We start from the raw sequence: 15,926 nt of genomic DNA on the forward strand, positions 1-15,926 counted from the left end.
CGGGTGGGCAAACCGGCGGCGTGCGGCAAGAGAGTGGGCGGGTGACGGCAATGGACAACAAGACGAAAAACAGGCCGCAGTCACTGCCGGATGGGGCCCGGCCGACGCTGAAGACGATCGCCTTCATGACCGGGCTCGGCATCACCACGGTTTCGCGCGCATTGAAGGACGCGCCCGATATCGGCGCCGAAACCAAGGAGCGGGTGCGCCTCGTCGCCAAGCAGATCGGCTACCAGCCGAACCGCGCCGGCGTGCGTCTGCGCACCGGCAAGACCAATGTCATCAGCCTCGTCCTGACGCTGGAAGAAGAGATCATGGGCATCACCAGCCCGATGGTCGTCGGCATCATCGAGATCCTTGCCGGCACGCCCTATCACCTGGTCGTCACCCCCTATAGCGCCGTCAAGGACGCGCTGGCGCCGATCCGCTATATTCTCGACACCGGTGCTGCCGACGGCGTCATCATCTCACGTACCGAGCCGCATGATGCGCGCGTGGCGTTGCTCACCGAACGCGGCCTGCCCTTCGTCACCCACGGCCGCACCGAGATGGGCATCGTGCATCCCTATCACGACTTCGACAACGAGCGCTTTGCCTATGAGGCCGTGCGCAAGCTGGTGGCGCGCGGCCGCCGCAAGCTGGTGCTGCTCGAACCGCCGCCGCACCTCACCTTCTATTCGCACATGCGCGCCGGCTTCGAGCGTGGACTTCGCGACTTCCAGGCCGATGCGGTCGGCTTCCACCAGACCAATATCGACCATTCTCTGGTCGAGATCCGCGATGCCTTCGAGGTGCTGATGCGCTCCGAAGACGCACCCGACGGCATCGTCTCGGGCAGCGGCTCCGGCGCGATCGCGCTGATCGCCGGGCTCGAAATGGCCAAGAAGAAGCTTGTCGAAGACTGCGACATGGTTTCGAAGTCCCCGAGCGACTTCCTGCGCTGGCTGCGCCCGGAAGTGATGACCATGTACGAGGACATCCGCGTCGCCGGTCGCGAACTGGCAAAGGCGGTGATCGGCCATATCGACGGCCAACCGCCGGAAACGCTGCAGAGCCTCAGCCAGCCGGAGTTCCAGCCGCCAATCTCGCGCGGTCTCAGGGCCTGAGCCGGCACCCGACGGTGCCCCTGGATCTGGCGAATACTTCTCCTCCCTCATCCCTGTGCTCGTCACAGGGATCCAGCAGCGCCGCGTCCGCGGCGCGGAGGTTTCCTCAGCCCAAAGACTTGGGCTGAACTGGATTCCTGTGACGAGCACAGGAATGAGGCGTGAGGAAATGTCCGGCCAAAAGCGACAAAGCCAGAGCCCCACGCGAGCGTAGCGACACCCGGAAATTCCCTTCCAGTCTTGCTTGTGACGCAGAAACCTGCGACAGGCCGGGGCAACAATTGGGCGCGAGGCGCCCCACTCCTCCCTTCAGGCTACCGCAGACATGATCCGTATCGAAAACATCAGCAAGCAGCTCAGCCACCGCATTCTCTTCATCGAAGCCTCCGCCGCGCTGAACCGCGGCGAAAAGGTCGGCCTTGTCGGCCCGAACGGTGCAGGCAAGTCCTCGCTCTTCCGCATGATCACCGGCGAGGAAATCCCGGACGAAGGCCAGGTCGCGGTCGATAAGGGCGTGACCATCGGCTACTTCAACCAGGACGTCGGCGAGATGTCCGGCAACAGCGCGGTTTCCGAAGTGATGAACGGCGCCGGTCCGGTGAGCGAAGTCGCGGCCGAACTGCGCGAGCTTGAAGCCGCCATGGTCGACCCGGATCGCCTCGACGAGATGGACGCGATCATCGAGCGCTATGGCGAGGTGCAGGCACGCTACGAAGAACTCGACGGCTATGCGCTTGAGGGCCGCGCCCGCGAGGTGCTGGCGGGCCTGAGCTTCTCCCAGGAGATGATGGACGGCGATGTCGGCAAGCTCTCGGGCGGCTGGAAGATGCGCGTGGCACTTGCCCGCATTCTCCTCATGCGCCCCGACGTGATGCTGCTCGACGAGCCGAGCAACCATCTCGATCTCGAGAGCCTGATCTGGCTTGAGGATTTCCTCAAGAACTACGACGGCGCGCTGATGATGACCTCGCACGACCGCGAGTTCATGAACCGCATCATCACCAAGATCATCGAGATCGACGCCGGCCAGCTCAACGCCTACTCCGGCGACTACGGCTTCTACGAGCAGCAGCGCGCCCAGAACGAGAAGCAGCAGCAGGCACAGTTCGAGCGCCAGCAGGCGATGCTCGCCAAGGAGATCAAATTCATCGAGCGCTTCAAGGCCCGCGCCTCGCACGCCTCGCAGGTGCAGAGCCGGGTGAAGAAGCTGGAAAAGATCGACCGGGTCGAGCCGCCAAAGCGTCGCCAGGCGGTCAACTTCGAATTCCGCCCGGCGCCGCGCTCCGGCGAAGACGTCATCAACATCAAGGGCGTGCACAAGAAGTACGGCAGCCGCAGCATCTATGAAGGGCTGGACTTCATGGTCCGCCGACGCGAGCGCTGGTGCATCATGGGCATCAACGGCGCCGGCAAGTCGACGCTTCTGAAGCTCGTCGCCGGCTCCACCGAGCCGGATGAAGGCAACGTCGCGCTCGGCGCCAGCGTCAAGATGGGCTACTTCGCCCAGCACGCCATGGACGTGCTGGACGGCGACCGCACGGTGCTGCAGCAACTGGAAGACACCTTCCCGCAGGCCGGCCAGGCGCCACTGCGCGCGCTTGCCGGCTGCTTCGGCTTTTCCGGTGACGACGTCGAGAAGAAGTGCCGGGTGCTTTCCGGTGGTGAGAAGGCGCGTCTCGTCATGGCGATCATGCTCTTCGACCCGCCGAACCTCTTGGTGCTCGACGAGCCGACCAACCACCTGGACCTCGACACCAAGGAAATGCTGATCAAGGCGCTCGCGGACTACGAAGGCACCATGCTCTTCGTCTCGCACGACCGCCACTTCCTCGCAGCCCTTTCCAACCGCGTGCTCGAACTGACGCCCGAGGGCATCCATCAGTATGGCGGCGGCTACACGGAATATGTCGAGCGCACCGGCCAGGAAGCGCCGGGTCTCCGGGGCTGACAGATTTAAAGCGAGCTGGGCGTCGCGCGCCGGCGCCCAGCATTTCGCAGTCACCGCCTTCCTCGGCGGGGACCGAGGATCTGCAAGCAGAGCCCAGACGCAAAACGCGACCCCGCTCTAAATCGGAACTGAAAAAACTAGGTTCTTGTGAAGCGCTGCCGTGGCAGCCCACCGATCCTAACGGATCGCCGCGCGAAATCGATGGGACTTTGGTCCGACTCTCGCAGCCAAAGGTCTGAGTGTCATTGCCGCGCCATGCACCGGTCACATATTGGAACGGCTGGGGCGCCATCGCAGCAAACACACGCTGCCAATCACTTGAGACAGGTGATATCAGGCATGACATCGAAAATTGCATGGAAAGACCGGTTGACCGATAGCGCGTGGGACTTCCTGTCCAATCCCCTCACCACCGGCATCTATCTGGCGCTCGCCATGCTTTGCGCTTTCGTCGGCAGCACGACGACCGGTATTCCGGCCTACCTGCTCATGGCTATCGGTTTCCTGCTGGTGATCTTCGTCGATCCGCCGAAGAGGCTGAGCAAGCTGCGGGACCGACGCCGCCGAACGCCGCGGCCAAACACGGTCACGCCCTTCGTGCGGCGCACCGACGAGCGCGAAACGGTGCGGGGCTCTCAGGGCTCGGGCAAGCACAACGGGGCGCACGACGGCCGCCGCGCTTCGCGGCGCTAACCACCTGCACTGGCTTGTGTGTTAGCCGTGGGCGTGTCGCTTGACCGTCCCGGCGGGAACAATCGGCACCTTCGACAGTTTCCCCTGACGCATACTCACAGGAACGGACGCATGACGTCCACGGTGCACGAAGGCCATCCGGCATGGATGGCGAAGAAAGCGCGTGGGCACGATGAAGACGAAACATTATGTCTTTCAGATCTTTCGCGCCGCCTTCACCGACAGGCTGGTGTTGATCATCGTTGTGCTGATGATCGCCTCGCTGTTCGTCGTCCTGCCGATCAAGTCGTGCTCCAATCCCAGCGCGACGGGTGGTGGTGAAGCAGCCGAGGGACTGGCCTCCGTCTCGATGACTGTCTAACGCCCGATCGAGCCAGGGATCGCCCAAACGCAAACGGGGCGACCTGAAAGGCCGCCCCGCGTTGCATGACCGATATCCGATACTTAGGCGTTGAGGCCGCTGCCCCACGGTCCGTGGTGGCTGTCGGCGCCATCGACGCGGTCGAAACCGTGCGCGCCGAAGAAGTCGCGCTGCGCCTGGATGACGTTGGCCGTGCCGCGGCCGCGGCGGTAGCTATCGAAATAGCCGAGTGCCGAGGCAAGCGCCGGCACCGGCAGGCCGCCGAGAACGGCTGCCGAGACGACGCGGCGCAGTGCCCCGTCTGTGTCCTTGACCATGGCGGCAAAGGCCGGCGTGACGATCAGGTTGGCGGCGTCAGGCGCCTTGGTGAAGGCCGTGGTGATTTCGTCCAGGAACTGCGAACGGATGATGCAGCCGGCGCGCCAGATCTTGGCGATCGTCGGCATCGGCAGGTTCCAGTCGAACTCCTTGGACGCCGCCGACATCACGGCGAAGCCTTGCGCGTAAGCGCCGATCTTGGCGGCCAGCAGCGCGCTTTCGAGATCCTTGATGAAGGCCGCCTTGTCGGCAACCTTGAACTCGCCGACTGCGGGAAGGCCGAGGATCTTCTCGGCCGCTTCCCGCTCGTCCTTCATCGAGGAGATGCTGCGCGCGGCAACGGCAGCCTCGATGCCGGTCGCCGGCACGCCCATGTTCTGTGCCTCGATTACCGACCACTTGCCGGTGCCCTTCTGGCCGGCCTTGTCGAGGATCAGATCGACGATCGGCTTGCCGGTCAGCGGGTCGGCAGCCTTCAGCACCTTCTCGGTGATCTCGATCAGGTAGGAGTTGAGGCGACCCTTGTTCCAGGTGCCGAAAACTTCGCCGATCTCGGTCGCCGACATCTTCAGGCCATCGCGCAGGATGCCGTAGATTTCGGCGATCATCTGCATGTCGGCATATTCGATGCCGTTGTGGATGGTCTTGACGAAGTGGCCGGCGCCGTTTTCTCCGAGCCAGGCGACGCAGGGCACGTTGTCGTATTTGGCAGCGATCGAGGTCAGCACGGTCTCGACGCGCTTCCAGGATTCTTCCTTGCCGCCGACCATGATCGACGGACCATGGCGCGCGCCTTCTTCACCGCCGGAAACGCCCATGCCGATGAAGGTCAGGCCACTGTCCTTCAGCGCCTCGAAGCGACGCATCGTGTCGCGGAAGTTGGCGTTGCCGGCATCGATCATGATGTCGCCCTTGGCGAGATACGGCTCAAGGATCTTCATCTGCTGGTCGACCGGCTCGCCTGCCTTGATCATGATGATGATCGGCCGCGGCGGGCGGATGGCGGCGACGAATTCTTCAATGGTGTCGCAGGGCACGATCTGGCCCTGGAGTTCGCCGGCTTCCGCGTAGAATTTGTGCGTGGCCTCGACGGTGCGGTTGAACACCGCGATCTTGTTGCCTTTTTCAGCGATGTTGAGCGCCAGGTTCGAACCCATGACGCCGAGACCGATTAGGCCGATTTCCGCCTGTGACACGTGATTGTCTCCTTGGACAGAAGTGCCGGGCGCGATCGGGATAAGCGCGTCAGAGCCGGCTCTTCGAATTGAACTTCGCCCCGTCGCGCGGGGCTCTGTCGAAGGCCCGGGCGCGAGAAGCGACGGCGGAGGTTGTTTTGGCATTCAAATCGATTAAGGACAAGTGATTACTGACGAAATCACTTCTTTTCGGGCTTTCCGTCGCCATCGTCGAGCACCCGCCAGGAGGCCCCTTCGAGGTCTTCGTACTGGCCGCTCTTCAACGCCCAGAGGAAGGCGACGAGGCCGATCCCACCAAGAAACAGCGCGATGGGAATGAGATAGATCAGCGTGTTCATGAGGCGCTCCCGACCGGCCGCAGCGTGACGGCTGCCTTCTGTTCGGCTGCCTCCGCGACATTGCCGGTCGCCGCGCGCAGGCGCAAGGCATTGGCAACGACGATCACCGACGAGGTCGACATGGCAACCGCCGCGATCAGCGGCGTGGCATAGCCGAGGATCGCGATCGGCACGGCGATGACGTTGTAGCCGATCGCGAGCGCAAAGTTCTGGCGGATCAGCCGCCCGGCCCGGCGCGACGTATCGATCGCCATCGGCACAGCGTTGAGCCCCTGGTGCAGGAAGACGAAGTCCGCAGCCTGGCGGCCGACATCGGCCGCCGTTGCCGGCGCCATCGAGACGTGAGCCGCCCTGAGTGCCGGTGCATCGTTGATGCCGTCGCCGACCATCAGCACCCGGTGACCGCCCTCGGCGGCCGCCGCACATTCATCGACCTTGCCGCGCGGCGTCAGTTCCGCCTTGTAGCGTTCGATGCCAATCCGGCGGGCGAGCGCCGCAACGACAGGCTCGCGGTCGCCGGAGAGAATGCCGGTCGACAGGCCGAGGCGTCCAAGTTCCTCGATGCTTTCGCGGGCGAAGGGCCTCAGCCTATCCTCGAAGCGGAAGCAGGCGAGTTCGCGGCCGTCGAGCGACAGGATCACTTCCGACTGGCCGGTCGCCTCGCCGGCATCGCCACAGGCAAAGGCGCGGCTGCCGAGCCGGTAGAGACCGGCGTCCGTCTGCGCCTCGATGCCGGCACCGGGAATTTCGCGGATGTCGCCGTTGAGGACAGGCGCGATCGCCGCCGCATCATGAATGGCCATCGCCAGCGGATGGCGCGAATGCACGGCGAGCCCCGCCGCCGTCGCGAGAATCGAAGGCTGAATGTCCTGGCCGTTGACCAGACGCGGCTCGCCAACCGTGAGCGTGCCCGTCTTGTCGAGCAGCACCGTATCGATCTCGGCAAGCCTCTCCATCGCCGAGCCGTCCTTGACCATGACGCCGTTCTGGAAGAGCCGTCCGGCGGCAATCACCTGCACGACCGGCACCGCAAGCCCGAGTGCGCAGGGGCAGGTGATGATCAGTACGGCGACCGCGACCAGCATCGCATGGTGGAAATCGCCATTGACGAACATCCAGCCGATGAAGCTCAGGAACGCCAACAGATGCACCGCCGGCGAATAATATTGCGCCGCGCGATCGGCAATGCGGCGATAGCGCGCCCTGCCCCCTTCGGCGGCTTCCATCAGCCCCATGATCTCGGCCAGCAGCGAGTCGCGTGCCGCCGCCGTCGCCTCGATCGTCAGCGGCCCGGTGAGGTTGAGCGTACCCGCTTCCACGGTGTCGCCGACCTTGACCGGCGCCGGCGCGCTCTCGCCGTTGACGATCGAGCGATCGAGATCGCTGGCGCCGAGGAGAATCCGGCCATCGACGGGGATCCGCTCGCCGGCAGCGATCGCCAGCTTTTCGCCGGGCTTGATCTCATCGACGGGACGATATTCGCGTCCGCCCTCAGCATCCACCACCATGGCGCCGCGCGGCGAGAGCCGCGCCAGGCCGCTGATGGCCGAGCGGGCGCGCCCGCGCATCATGTGGTCGAGCGTGCGGCCGATCAGCAGGAAGAAGAGCAGCATCACCGTGCCGTCGAACCAGGCGTGCGTGCCGTGGGTGATCGTCTCGTAGAGCGAGATCGAATAGGAGAGCGTGATCGCGAGCGCGATCGGCACGTCCATGTTGGTGCGGCCGTGCTTCAACGCGTTCCAGGCGGACGCATAGAAGAAGCGTCCGGCATAGATCAGCGTCGGCGCGGCAATCAGCGCCGAGATCCAATGAAAGAGATCGCGCGTTGCCGCCTCCGCCCCCGACCAGACGGAGACCGAAAGCAGCATGATGTTGGCCGAGGCAAAGCCAGAAACCGCAACGGCGCGCACCAGCTTCTTCAGCGTCTGGTCGCCGTCTTCCTCGCCCGGTGCGAAAAGATGGGTTTCGTAGCCGCGCGAGCGGATGGCCCGTGCCAGCTCCCGCGGATCGGTACGGGCGCCGTTCACTTCTTCCTTCCAGACGATCGACACGCGCCGCGACGAAAGGTTCACGCGCGCCCGGTCGACCTCCGGCCGCGTCTTCAAGGCGCTCTCGAGCGTGGTGATGCAGGCGCCGCAATGCACGCCGGGAACGCTCAGATCCGTCTGGCGCAGGCCGCCACCGAGCGTGCGGCTCATCAGCCACAGCTCCTCCGTTGTCGGCAGTCCCTGCCCGGCCCTGTCTGTCTCCAGAGCCATTTCGGTTCCGGGGGCGCAGCAGCTCATTGGGCGGCTCCCGGCACCATGAAGCGGATCGCCTGGCGATAGACGACGGTGTCGCCCGATGTCGCGGTGATGTCGGCGATCCACTGGCCGCGCTTCAGCGCTGTTGCGGCAACGAAGACGCCCTCGCCCTGATGCGCCATCTCGACCGTGACGTCCTCATGCTCCTCGACCGGGCGCTTCAGCACCGCGACCACCTTGTCGGCGGTCATCTCGGGATTGCCCCGGCGCGTCAGCGTGTAGCGCAACGCCTCGTTCTCGACGCTGAGCTTGCCATCGAGACCGTCGGCAACAAAGGCTTTGGCCTCTTTCACCCTGCCATTGAACTGCTGGCTCGCAACGTAGGTGTTCTGCACCACCAGCCCGCTCCAGCTGTTGCTGGCGTTCCAGGCCATGATCAGGTTGACGGTGATGATGGTGCCGAAGAACAGCACCATGACGCCCAGCATGTGCCAGCCGGTGAAAGGCCGCGGTGCTTTTGCCGGCTTCGCCCCTGCCTGGTTGATTGTCATTTTGCGGCTCCCGGGCTGTTGAAGTTGGCCTTGTAGACGTCGCGCTCGTGACTCGACGGATCCTCGACGATGAGGCTGAAACCGTCAGCCGCTTCGGTCAGCTTGTCCTTCGGCAGGGTCACGAACACCTTGACCGCCGTCACCTTGTCCGGATCGACACCGAGGGCAAAGGTGCGGCCGTCGCCCGGCGCCTGTCCGGCGATGCGCATCGTCGCCGAGGGCATGCCGTCGATGGCGAGCGTAATCGTGCGTTGTTCCGGGATCATGTTCAAGAGCTTGACCATGTAGCCGTTGCGCACCGAACCGTCGGATTCGACGACGAATTGCGGATTGCGGTCGTGCAGCACGTTGAGCTCCAGCCGGTCGCGCGACAGAAGCGCATAGAGCAGACCAATACCGACAAGCGTCCAGACGCCGAGATAGACGAGCACACGGGGACGGAAGACGATCTTCCAGTTGAAGTGGCGCACCTTGTCGGAAAATGCGCCGTCGGCGTTGCGCACCCGGCCCGGATCGATCGCCGCCGTGCCGCCATTGGTGGCAAGCGCCATGTTGGCGGCATAGTCGTTGAGCGTCGCATAGGAGATCAGACCGCGCTCGCGCCCGAGCTTGTCCATGACGCCGTCGCAGGCATCGATGCAGAGCGCGCAGGTGATGCATTCGAGCTGCTGGCCGTCGCGAATGTCGATGCCCATCGGACAGACGACGACACAGGCGTTGCAATCGACGCAATCGCCGACGGCCTCGCCGGCGGCAACCGCCTTCTTCTGGTGACGCGAGCGCGGCTCGCCGCGCCAGTCGTTGTAGGTGACGACCAGTGAGTTCTCGTCGAGCATCGCCGCCTGGATGCGCGGCCACGGGCACATATAGGTGCAGACCTGCTCGCGCATCAGGCCGCCGAAGACATAGGTCGTCGCCGTGAGAATCGCGACGGTCATGTAGGCGACCATGGGCGCTTCCAGCGAAACGAAGCTTTTCAAAAGCGTCGGCGCATCGGCGAAATAGAAGATCCAGGCGCCGCCCGTGGCGATGCCGATCATGATCCAGATCGAGTGCTTCGACACCCGCTTGACGATCTTGTCGAACGTCCAGGGACCGGCATCGAGCTTCATGCGGGCATTGCGATCGCCTTCGATGTAACGTTCGACCACCAGGAAGAGATCGACCCAGACCGTCTGCGGACAGGTATAGCCGCACCAGGCGCGGCCGACGGCGGACGTCACCAGGAACAGGCCGAAGCCGGCCATGACGAGCAGGCCCGCGACGAAGAAGAACTCCTGCGGCCAGATCTCGATGAAGAAGAAGTAGAAGCGCCGGGCGGCGATATCGACAAGCACCGCCTGATCCGGTGCATGCTCACCGCGATCCCAACGGATCCACGGCGTCAGATAATAGATGCCGAGCGTGACCAGCATCACCAGCCACTTGAAGCGGCGGAAACTGCCTTCGGCGCGCTTGGGGAAGATCTTCTTGCGCTTTTCGTAGAGCGGCTTGCGCACATGCGCCGCATTGACCGGTTCGGCCTCGTGACGTTCGACGGAGGCAGGATTTGCGGCGGATTGTGGGCTCATTTGTGGGAAATCCCCGGATATGTCATGTATTGCACCACGTTTTGCCCGATTTGGCCGCCGAAAACGTTGATCTGTGTCAAGTTTGCGGGCTAAAGCGCCCGCATGCGGCGAAAGGTCCGGGCATTCGCAAGATGCCTGGCTCAAGCGAAGTAAACGGCCTTTCCCATCCGATCCGCATTGCGGTTCGCCACGTCACCACACCTTGCAATACCAAAGAGGAACCGCATGGACGCGATCATCGGCTTTCTGAACACGATCTTTTGGGGCTACGTGCTGATCTACGGCCTGCTCGCCGTCGGCATCTATTTTACGCTGCGCCTCGGCTTTCCGCAGATCGTGCATTTCGGCGAGATGTTCCGGGTCTTGAGCAGCGGCGGCTCGAAGGATGCGGCCGGCATCAGCCCGTTCCAGGCGCTGACCGTCAGCCTCGCCTCGCGCGTCGGCACCGGCAACCTCGCCGGCGTTGCCGTGGCGCTTTATCTCGGTGGTCCGGGCGCGACCTTCTGGATGTGGATGGTGGCGCTCGTCGGCATGGCGACGGCCTATGCGGAGAGCGCGCTGGCGCAGCTCTACAAGGTGCGGAACGAAAACGGCCAGTATCGCGGCGGTCCCGCCTTCTACATTGCCCGTGGTCTCAACGCGCCCTGGGCGGCAACGATCTTCTCCGTCTGCCTCATTCTGTCTTTCGGCCTCGTCTTCAACGCCGTGCAGGCCAACTCCATCGCCGATGCCGTCCAGGGTGCCTTCGGCGTGCCGAAGATCGCCGTCGGCATCGCGGTTGCGGCCATCTCCGGCATCGTCATCTTCGGCGGCATCCGCCAGATTGCCCGCGTCGCCGAAATCGTCGTGCCCTTCATGGCAATCGCCTATCTGCTGACGGCGATCTACGTACTCGTCGTCAACGCGTCGATCGTGCCGAGCGTGCTGTGGACGATCATCTCCAGCGCCTTCGGCCTGCAGGAGGCGGCAGGCGGCGTTGCCGGCGGCGTCACGGCGGCGATGATGAACGGCGTCAAGCGCGGCCTCTTCTCCAACGAGGCCGGCATGGGCTCGGCCCCGAACATCGCGGCCGTCGCCACGCCCGTGCCGCATCACCCGGCATCGCAGGGCTTCGTGCAGTCGCTCGGCGTCTTCATCGACACCATCCTGATCTGCACCGCGACCTCGGTCATGATCCTGCTGTCGGGCACCTTGGAACCCGGCTCCGGCGTCACCGGCACGCAGCTGACGCAGGCGGCGATGAACGTGCATATCGGCTGGGCCGGTAGCTACTTCATCGCGGTCGCGATCTTCTTCTTCGCCTTCACCTCAATCATCGGCAACTATTCCTATGCGGAGAACGCGCTCACCTATCTCGGCGGCGCCAATCGCGCCGGCGTTCTCGTCATGCGCTGCGCCGTGCTCGTCATGGTCGTCTGGGGCGCGTCCGAAAGCATCACAACAGTCTTCGACGCGGCAGACGCCTCCATGGGCCTGATGGCGACGATCAACCTCATTGCCATCGTGCTCCTCTCCGGTACCATTGCCAAACTGACGAAGGACTATTTCGCCCAGCGCCGGCAGGGCCTCGATCCGGTCTTCCATGCAGCCGACTATCCGGAACTGCAGGGACAGATCGATGGCGAGATCTGGTCGCGCGAAGAGGCGATCGGCACCGGGCGAAGCTTGGAGGAAAAGGCATGGACGGCGCCCTCGGGCCGCTGACACAGACGAAGCTGCCTCCGCCAGAACCGACGCTGGCCAAGCGGCGCGGCATCTATAAAGAGCATGCCGCGCCCGGCGAACTTGGCCGCCATGTCGAATGCCTCTGGCGCCACGAGTTGCTGGAGGGGACGGCCGCCCCCATCGCGGTCGTGCCCGACGGCTGCGTCGATATCCTCTGGTCCCGGCACGGCCTGGCGGTTGCCGGACCCGACCGGGTAGCCGCCTTCCCGGCCTTTGCGCCCGGCACCGATATCATCGGCCTGCGCTTCCGCCCGGGCATCGCAGCCGCCTTCCTGCGCACATCGCTTTCGCAGATCCTCGGCGAGGTCGTCCCGCTCGACGCCTTCTGGGGCCGTGCCGCACGTGAACTCGAAACCAGGATTGAGGACGCACCCGATGCGGCCAGCCGCGCCGCGATGCTGGCGGAAGCGGTGCTTGAACGCCTGCCGGCCGTCTCATCGCCACCGGGCGATATCGCCGCCACCCTTGCCCAACTGCGGCAGAGCCATGGCTCGTCCGACAACCCCATCCGCGCCCTCGCCGCCGCCACAGGCACGAGCGAAAGGACGCTGAGGCGCCGCTGCCACGAGCATTTCGGCTACGGCGCCAAGACACTCGACCGCATCCTGCGCCTGCAGCGCTTCCTCGGGGCATGCCAAAGGGAACCGTCCGCGGCGCTCGGCCTGCTCGCGCTCGATGCCGGCTATGCCGACCAGGCGCACCTGTCGCGCGAGGCCAGGGAACTCACTTCGCTCTCACCCGCCGAAATCCGCCGCCAGCTCGTCGCTGACCGGCAAGCGGCCTGACTGGCCGTTTCGTTCAAGACCGGTCAGGCCGCCCGTGCTACTCCTTCGCTCAGGAGAACAATGCATGGCAACACTCGAAGCAAAGATCGTTCACACCACCATCGACCGCGACTGGCGCGCGGTCTATGCCTTCATGGCTAAGCCTGAAAACATGCCGCGCTGGGCGTCCGGCCTCTCGTCGGGTCTGACCCGCGACGGCGACCATTGGCTGGCGCCGGGCCCTCTCGGCAATGCCCGCGTCCGCTTTGCCCCGGACAACGCCTTCGGCGTCACTGATCATCTCGTCACGCTGGAAGACGGCACGGAGGTCCACAATGCGCTGCGCGTGGTCCCGAACGGCGGCGGCGCGGAGGTGATGTTCACGCTGCTGCGCCAGCCGGGCATGAGCGCGGAACAATTTGCTGGCGACGCCGGCTGGGTGGCGAAGGATCTCGCCACCTTGAAATCAATCATGGAATCCGGAGAAGACAGATAAAATGGGTAACAAGGGCAACGACAGCCGCATCGACTATGTCGAGTTCAACGTCTCCGACATCGCCGCCACCAAAGCCTTCTACGGCAGCGCCTTCGGCTGGACCTTCACCGACTACGGTCCGGAATATTGCGAATTCCAGGACGGCCGTCTGACCGGCGGCTTCACCACCACCGGCCCCGTCGGCAGCGGCGGACCGCTGATCATCCTCTATGCCGACAAGCTCGAGGACATGCTCGCCCGCGTCGAAAAGGCCGGCGGCAGGATCGTCAAGCCGATCTTTTCCTTCCCCGGCGGAAGACGCTTCCATTTCGCCGACCCGGATGGCTACGAACTGGCGGTCTGGTCGGCGCAGTAAGGCTGAGACACTCAAGGAGGCAGAGCGGGGACGATGGCAGCAGCGTCGCCACACGGGCGCATTGGCCGCCTCCTCTCCACCCTCATTTCTGTGCTTGTCACAGAGATGAGGGCGGCCGTGCGTCCGCACGGCAAGAGGCGCTGAGCCAAAACATGCCGGCCGCTTTTCTCGCGCCGCCGACGCGGCGCGGCTGGATTTCTGTGACAAGCACAGAAATGAGGGAGGTTGAAGAGACGGCAGCGCGCGTACCATGCTCGCGGCATGTCTCTTTGCGTGACCGGCAGTCAACTGATACGTCCGGGACTGCGTCGCCGCCCCCGTAACCTGTGGACAGGCCCTCCCGCTTTACGCTGGTTTAATCTCTACACGTCAGAATTGCGCGCGACGAACACGAGGGCGCGCAAGAGCATGGCCGACACGCATGATTTTCTGAAAAACTCCGTCATCATCGGCGCCCATCCCGATGACGAGTTGCTGTGGTTCACCTCGATCCTCAACAAGGTCGATGAGGTGATCATCCTTTATCGCGACATCTGGTCTGAGCCGCAAATGGGCGACGCGCGCAGCGCTGCGATCAAGGCCTATCCGCGCGGCAACGTGCGCTTCCTCGAAATGGAAGAAACCGGCTCGTTTGACTGCGCCGACTGGACGAACCCGAAGCCCGGCCCCTTCGGCATGGAGTTCGGCACCGAAGGCACGCGCCGCGAAGCCAAGCGCATCGTCAAGAAGTCGCTGTCGCAGATCATGCCCGGTAGCTTCCGCCACTCGACCCGGCCGATCGCCCAGGCTTACCGGGACAATTACGAGACGCTCTACCGCACACTGCTGCCGCTCCTGAAGCCCGACATGAACGTCTTCACCCACAATCCCTGGGGCGAATATGGCCATGAGGATCACGTGCAGGTCTTCCGGGTGCTCGACCGCCTGCGCGACGAAATCGGCTTCAAACTCTGGATGTCCAACTATTGCACCGAGCGCTCCATGCCGCTTGCCATGCAATATTTTAGCCGCCGGCCGCAAAACTATATCCGCCTGCCGGCCGACAAGGGCTTTGCAGAGCAGGTGGCCAACATCTATCGCCAGCACGGGTGCTGGACCTGGCGCGACGATTGGGTCTGGTTCGACGACGAGTGTTTCATGGAAGCGCCGTCGAGCAAGCCGGAAAGCGGCGGCTTTCATCTCCTGCCGATGAACCTCTTCAACTTCGGTACGGTGGTGAAGAAGCCGGTCAACACCTCGCTGCTTCTCGGCACGGCGCTGTCGAGCGTCGTGGTCGGTGCCACCATCGCCGCAGCCCTCGAATAGGAAAAGCCCCGGGGCCTCCAGCCCGCCGTGCCGCTTCTATAATCGCTCTCGGGCGAGCGCCGGTTCGGCGAAATAGACCACCATGCGCAGATGCCGGTGTTCGTCCACCACCAACGTCTCGTGGCGGAAACGCAGGCTCTCGGCTGCAGCATCGATCAGGGATCCGATCCCGCGGCGGGCCTCGTCGCCGCCGGGGGCTGCCCACCAGCGCCTGAAATCGGCAGAAAGGTCCTTGAGGCTTTCGACCAGGGCCAGCATCGACGGATCGTCCGGCGCCACGGCGAAATCGTATCGGAACTGGGCGAGCAGCTTCGGCGCATCTTCGCGCCAGGCGGGCATACGCCGCCGCATCTCGGGATCGGCAAACACCAACTGCAAAATATTGCCAAGCTCCGGCCGCCGGGCGCCAAAGCCGAACAGCGCGTCCGCCGCCGCATTCCAGGCAACGACATCCCAGCGCAGGTTGACCACATAGGCCGGCCGTGCCGTCAGTTCGTCCAGCAACTGCTGGACCAAAGGCGAAACGGTGACGCGATGATGCGCCTCCGGCGGCGGCGGCCGTTTGTGGGCCAGCAGGAACAGGTGGCTGCATTCGGCGTCATCGAGCTTCAGCGCCCGCGCCACATTCAACAGGAACGCCTCCGACACCTTGATGTCACGGCCCTGCTCGAACCAGGTGTACCAGGTGAGCCCGACGCCGGCGAGCGCTGCCACCTCCTCGCGCCTGAGGCCGGGGGTGCGTCGCCGGCCGTTGAACGCGAGCCCAGCATCCGCCGGCGTCAGCTTCGCCCGGTGCCGCGTCAGAAACTCCGACAGCTCGTTCTTGCTTCGCTCAAGGCTTCGTTCGTTCACGCTATTGCTCGCAGTAATAGGATAAATACTTAAATTGTAACAGGACCAGTGTGCCTTGAAGATGTGGTTTCCGCAACCAGCCCAAGCGACGACGGAGATCACTT

General features: G+C 64.2%; 15 protein-coding genes. 9 read left to right on the forward strand and 6 right to left on the reverse strand.

Features of this window, described 5'->3' with window-relative positions:
* Positions 1-50 precede the first annotated feature (50 nt).
* The 4 genes from ACIQUG_RS04750 to ACIQUG_RS04765 all read left to right on the forward strand — a co-directional run bounded on the left by ACIQUG_RS04750 (position 51) and on the right by ACIQUG_RS04765 (position 4,108).
* On the forward strand, positions 51-1,106 hold the full coding sequence (locus tag ACIQUG_RS04750) for a LacI family transcriptional regulator (protein WP_402317947.1): 1,056 nt from the start codon (positions 51-53) through the stop codon (positions 1,104-1,106).
* A 325-nt stretch (positions 1,107-1,431) separates the two neighbouring features.
* Positions 1,432-3,054: an ABC-F family ATP-binding cassette domain-containing protein gene (locus tag ACIQUG_RS04755; RefSeq protein WP_402317950.1), complete on the forward strand. Its 1,623-nt coding sequence runs from the start codon at positions 1,432-1,434 to the stop codon at positions 3,052-3,054.
* A 339-nt stretch (positions 3,055-3,393) separates the two neighbouring features.
* Positions 3,394-3,747, forward strand: a complete 354-nt coding sequence (locus ACIQUG_RS04760; RefSeq protein WP_402317953.1) for a hypothetical protein — start codon at positions 3,394-3,396, stop codon at positions 3,745-3,747.
* A gap of 172 nt (positions 3,748-3,919) precedes the next feature.
* Positions 3,920-4,108, forward strand: a complete 189-nt coding sequence (locus ACIQUG_RS04765) for a hypothetical protein (protein WP_402317956.1) — start codon at positions 3,920-3,922, stop codon at positions 4,106-4,108.
* Positions 4,109-4,191: 83 nt separating this feature from the next.
* Here the strand turns inward: ACIQUG_RS04765 and gndA are convergent, their stop codons facing one another.
* The 5 genes from gndA to ccoG form a co-directional block, all read right to left on the reverse strand.
* Positions 4,192-5,622 (reverse strand): NADP-dependent phosphogluconate dehydrogenase, encoded by a 1,431-nt coding sequence (gndA, locus tag ACIQUG_RS04770; RefSeq protein WP_402317959.1) that lies wholly within the window; start codon positions 5,620-5,622, stop codon positions 4,192-4,194.
* 179 nt (positions 5,623-5,801) lie between these two features.
* Positions 5,802-5,960, reverse strand: coding sequence for a cbb3-type cytochrome oxidase assembly protein CcoS (gene ccoS / locus ACIQUG_RS04775; protein WP_043615060.1), 159 nt, complete (start codon positions 5,958-5,960; stop codon positions 5,802-5,804).
* Positions 5,957-8,245 carry a cation-translocating P-type ATPase gene (locus tag ACIQUG_RS04780; RefSeq protein WP_402317962.1) on the reverse strand — a complete coding sequence of 763 codons (2,289 nt, stop codon included), beginning with the start codon at positions 8,243-8,245 and terminating at the stop codon, positions 5,957-5,959. Before ACIQUG_RS04780 ends, ccoS begins: the two co-directional genes overlap by 4 nt.
* Positions 8,242-8,754: a FixH family protein gene (locus tag ACIQUG_RS04785; protein ID WP_402317965.1), complete on the reverse strand. Its 513-nt coding sequence runs from the start codon at positions 8,752-8,754 to the stop codon at positions 8,242-8,244. Before ACIQUG_RS04785 ends, ACIQUG_RS04780 begins: the two co-directional genes overlap by 4 nt.
* Positions 8,751-10,325 carry a cytochrome c oxidase accessory protein CcoG gene (gene ccoG / locus ACIQUG_RS04790; protein WP_043615050.1) on the reverse strand — a complete coding sequence of 525 codons (1,575 nt, stop codon included), beginning with the start codon at positions 10,323-10,325 and terminating at the stop codon, positions 8,751-8,753. The genes ACIQUG_RS04785 and ccoG overlap by 4 nt, the downstream gene beginning before the upstream one ends.
* 225 nt (positions 10,326-10,550) lie before the next feature.
* On the opposite strand from ccoG, the gene ACIQUG_RS04795 reads away from it, so the two are divergent.
* The 5 genes from ACIQUG_RS04795 (at position 10,551) to ACIQUG_RS04815 (ending at position 14,970) form a co-directional block, all read left to right on the forward strand.
* Complete coding sequence (locus tag ACIQUG_RS04795; protein WP_052201723.1) at positions 10,551-12,029, forward strand: sodium:alanine symporter family protein; 1,479 nt, start codon at positions 10,551-10,553, stop codon at positions 12,027-12,029.
* Positions 12,005-12,835, forward strand: a complete 831-nt coding sequence (locus ACIQUG_RS04800; RefSeq protein WP_402317969.1) for a helix-turn-helix domain-containing protein — start codon at positions 12,005-12,007, stop codon at positions 12,833-12,835. Before ACIQUG_RS04795 ends, ACIQUG_RS04800 begins: the two co-directional genes overlap by 25 nt.
* 64 nt (positions 12,836-12,899) lie before the next feature.
* Positions 12,900-13,310 carry an SRPBCC family protein gene (locus ACIQUG_RS04805; RefSeq protein WP_402317972.1) on the forward strand — a complete coding sequence of 137 codons (411 nt, stop codon included), beginning with the start codon at positions 12,900-12,902 and terminating at the stop codon, positions 13,308-13,310.
* Between the two features lies 1 nt (position 13,311).
* Positions 13,312-13,665 carry a VOC family protein gene (locus ACIQUG_RS04810; protein WP_402317975.1) on the forward strand — a complete coding sequence of 118 codons (354 nt, stop codon included), beginning with the start codon at positions 13,312-13,314 and terminating at the stop codon, positions 13,663-13,665.
* 408 nt (positions 13,666-14,073) lie between these two features.
* Entirely contained in the window at positions 14,074-14,970 is an 897-nt protein-coding gene (locus ACIQUG_RS04815; RefSeq protein ID WP_402317977.1) for a hypothetical protein, read from the forward strand.
* A gap of 36 nt (positions 14,971-15,006) precedes the next feature.
* Here the strand turns inward: ACIQUG_RS04815 and ACIQUG_RS04820 are convergent, their stop codons facing one another.
* Entirely contained in the window at positions 15,007-15,924 is a 918-nt protein-coding gene (locus ACIQUG_RS04820) for a helix-turn-helix transcriptional regulator (protein ID WP_402317980.1), read from the reverse strand.
* Positions 15,925-15,926 lie beyond the last annotated feature (2 nt).

Origin of the sequence: Ensifer sp. NPDC090286, assembly GCF_044769565.1 — a bacterium.
In the GTDB taxonomy this organism is placed as follows: domain Bacteria; phylum Pseudomonadota; class Alphaproteobacteria; order Rhizobiales; family Rhizobiaceae; genus Ensifer.

What these genes read in the sequence shown, in the direction of transcription:
- ACIQUG_RS04805 (WP_402317972.1), top strand. Translation starts at nt 12,900, where the DNA reads ATGGCAACACTCGAAGCAAAGATCGTTCACACCACCATCGACCGCGAC.
- ACIQUG_RS04780 (WP_402317962.1), bottom strand. Translation starts at nt 8,245, where the DNA reads ATGAGCTGCTGCGCCCCCGGAACCGAAATGGCTCTGGAGACAGACAGG.
- ccoS (WP_043615060.1), bottom strand. Translation starts at nt 5,960, where the DNA reads ATGAACACGCTGATCTATCTCATTCCCATCGCGCTGTTTCTTGGTGGG.
- ACIQUG_RS04755 (WP_402317950.1), top strand. Translation starts at nt 1,432, where the DNA reads ATGATCCGTATCGAAAACATCAGCAAGCAGCTCAGCCACCGCATTCTC.
- ACIQUG_RS04765 (WP_402317956.1), top strand. Translation starts at nt 3,920, where the DNA reads ATGAAGACGAAACATTATGTCTTTCAGATCTTTCGCGCCGCCTTCACC.
- ACIQUG_RS04800 (WP_402317969.1), top strand. Translation starts at nt 12,005, where the DNA reads ATGGACGGCGCCCTCGGGCCGCTGACACAGACGAAGCTGCCTCCGCCA.
- ACIQUG_RS04810 (WP_402317975.1), top strand. Translation starts at nt 13,312, where the DNA reads ATGGGTAACAAGGGCAACGACAGCCGCATCGACTATGTCGAGTTCAAC.
- ACIQUG_RS04760 (WP_402317953.1), top strand. Translation starts at nt 3,394, where the DNA reads ATGACATCGAAAATTGCATGGAAAGACCGGTTGACCGATAGCGCGTGG.
- ACIQUG_RS04785 (WP_402317965.1), bottom strand. Translation starts at nt 8,754, where the DNA reads ATGACAATCAACCAGGCAGGGGCGAAGCCGGCAAAAGCACCGCGGCCT.
- ccoG (WP_043615050.1), bottom strand. Translation starts at nt 10,325, where the DNA reads ATGAGCCCACAATCCGCCGCAAATCCTGCCTCCGTCGAACGTCACGAG.
- ACIQUG_RS04795 (WP_052201723.1), top strand. Translation starts at nt 10,551, where the DNA reads ATGGACGCGATCATCGGCTTTCTGAACACGATCTTTTGGGGCTACGTG.
- ACIQUG_RS04815 (WP_402317977.1), top strand. Translation starts at nt 14,074, where the DNA reads ATGGCCGACACGCATGATTTTCTGAAAAACTCCGTCATCATCGGCGCC.
- ACIQUG_RS04750 (WP_402317947.1), top strand. Translation starts at nt 51, where the DNA reads ATGGACAACAAGACGAAAAACAGGCCGCAGTCACTGCCGGATGGGGCC.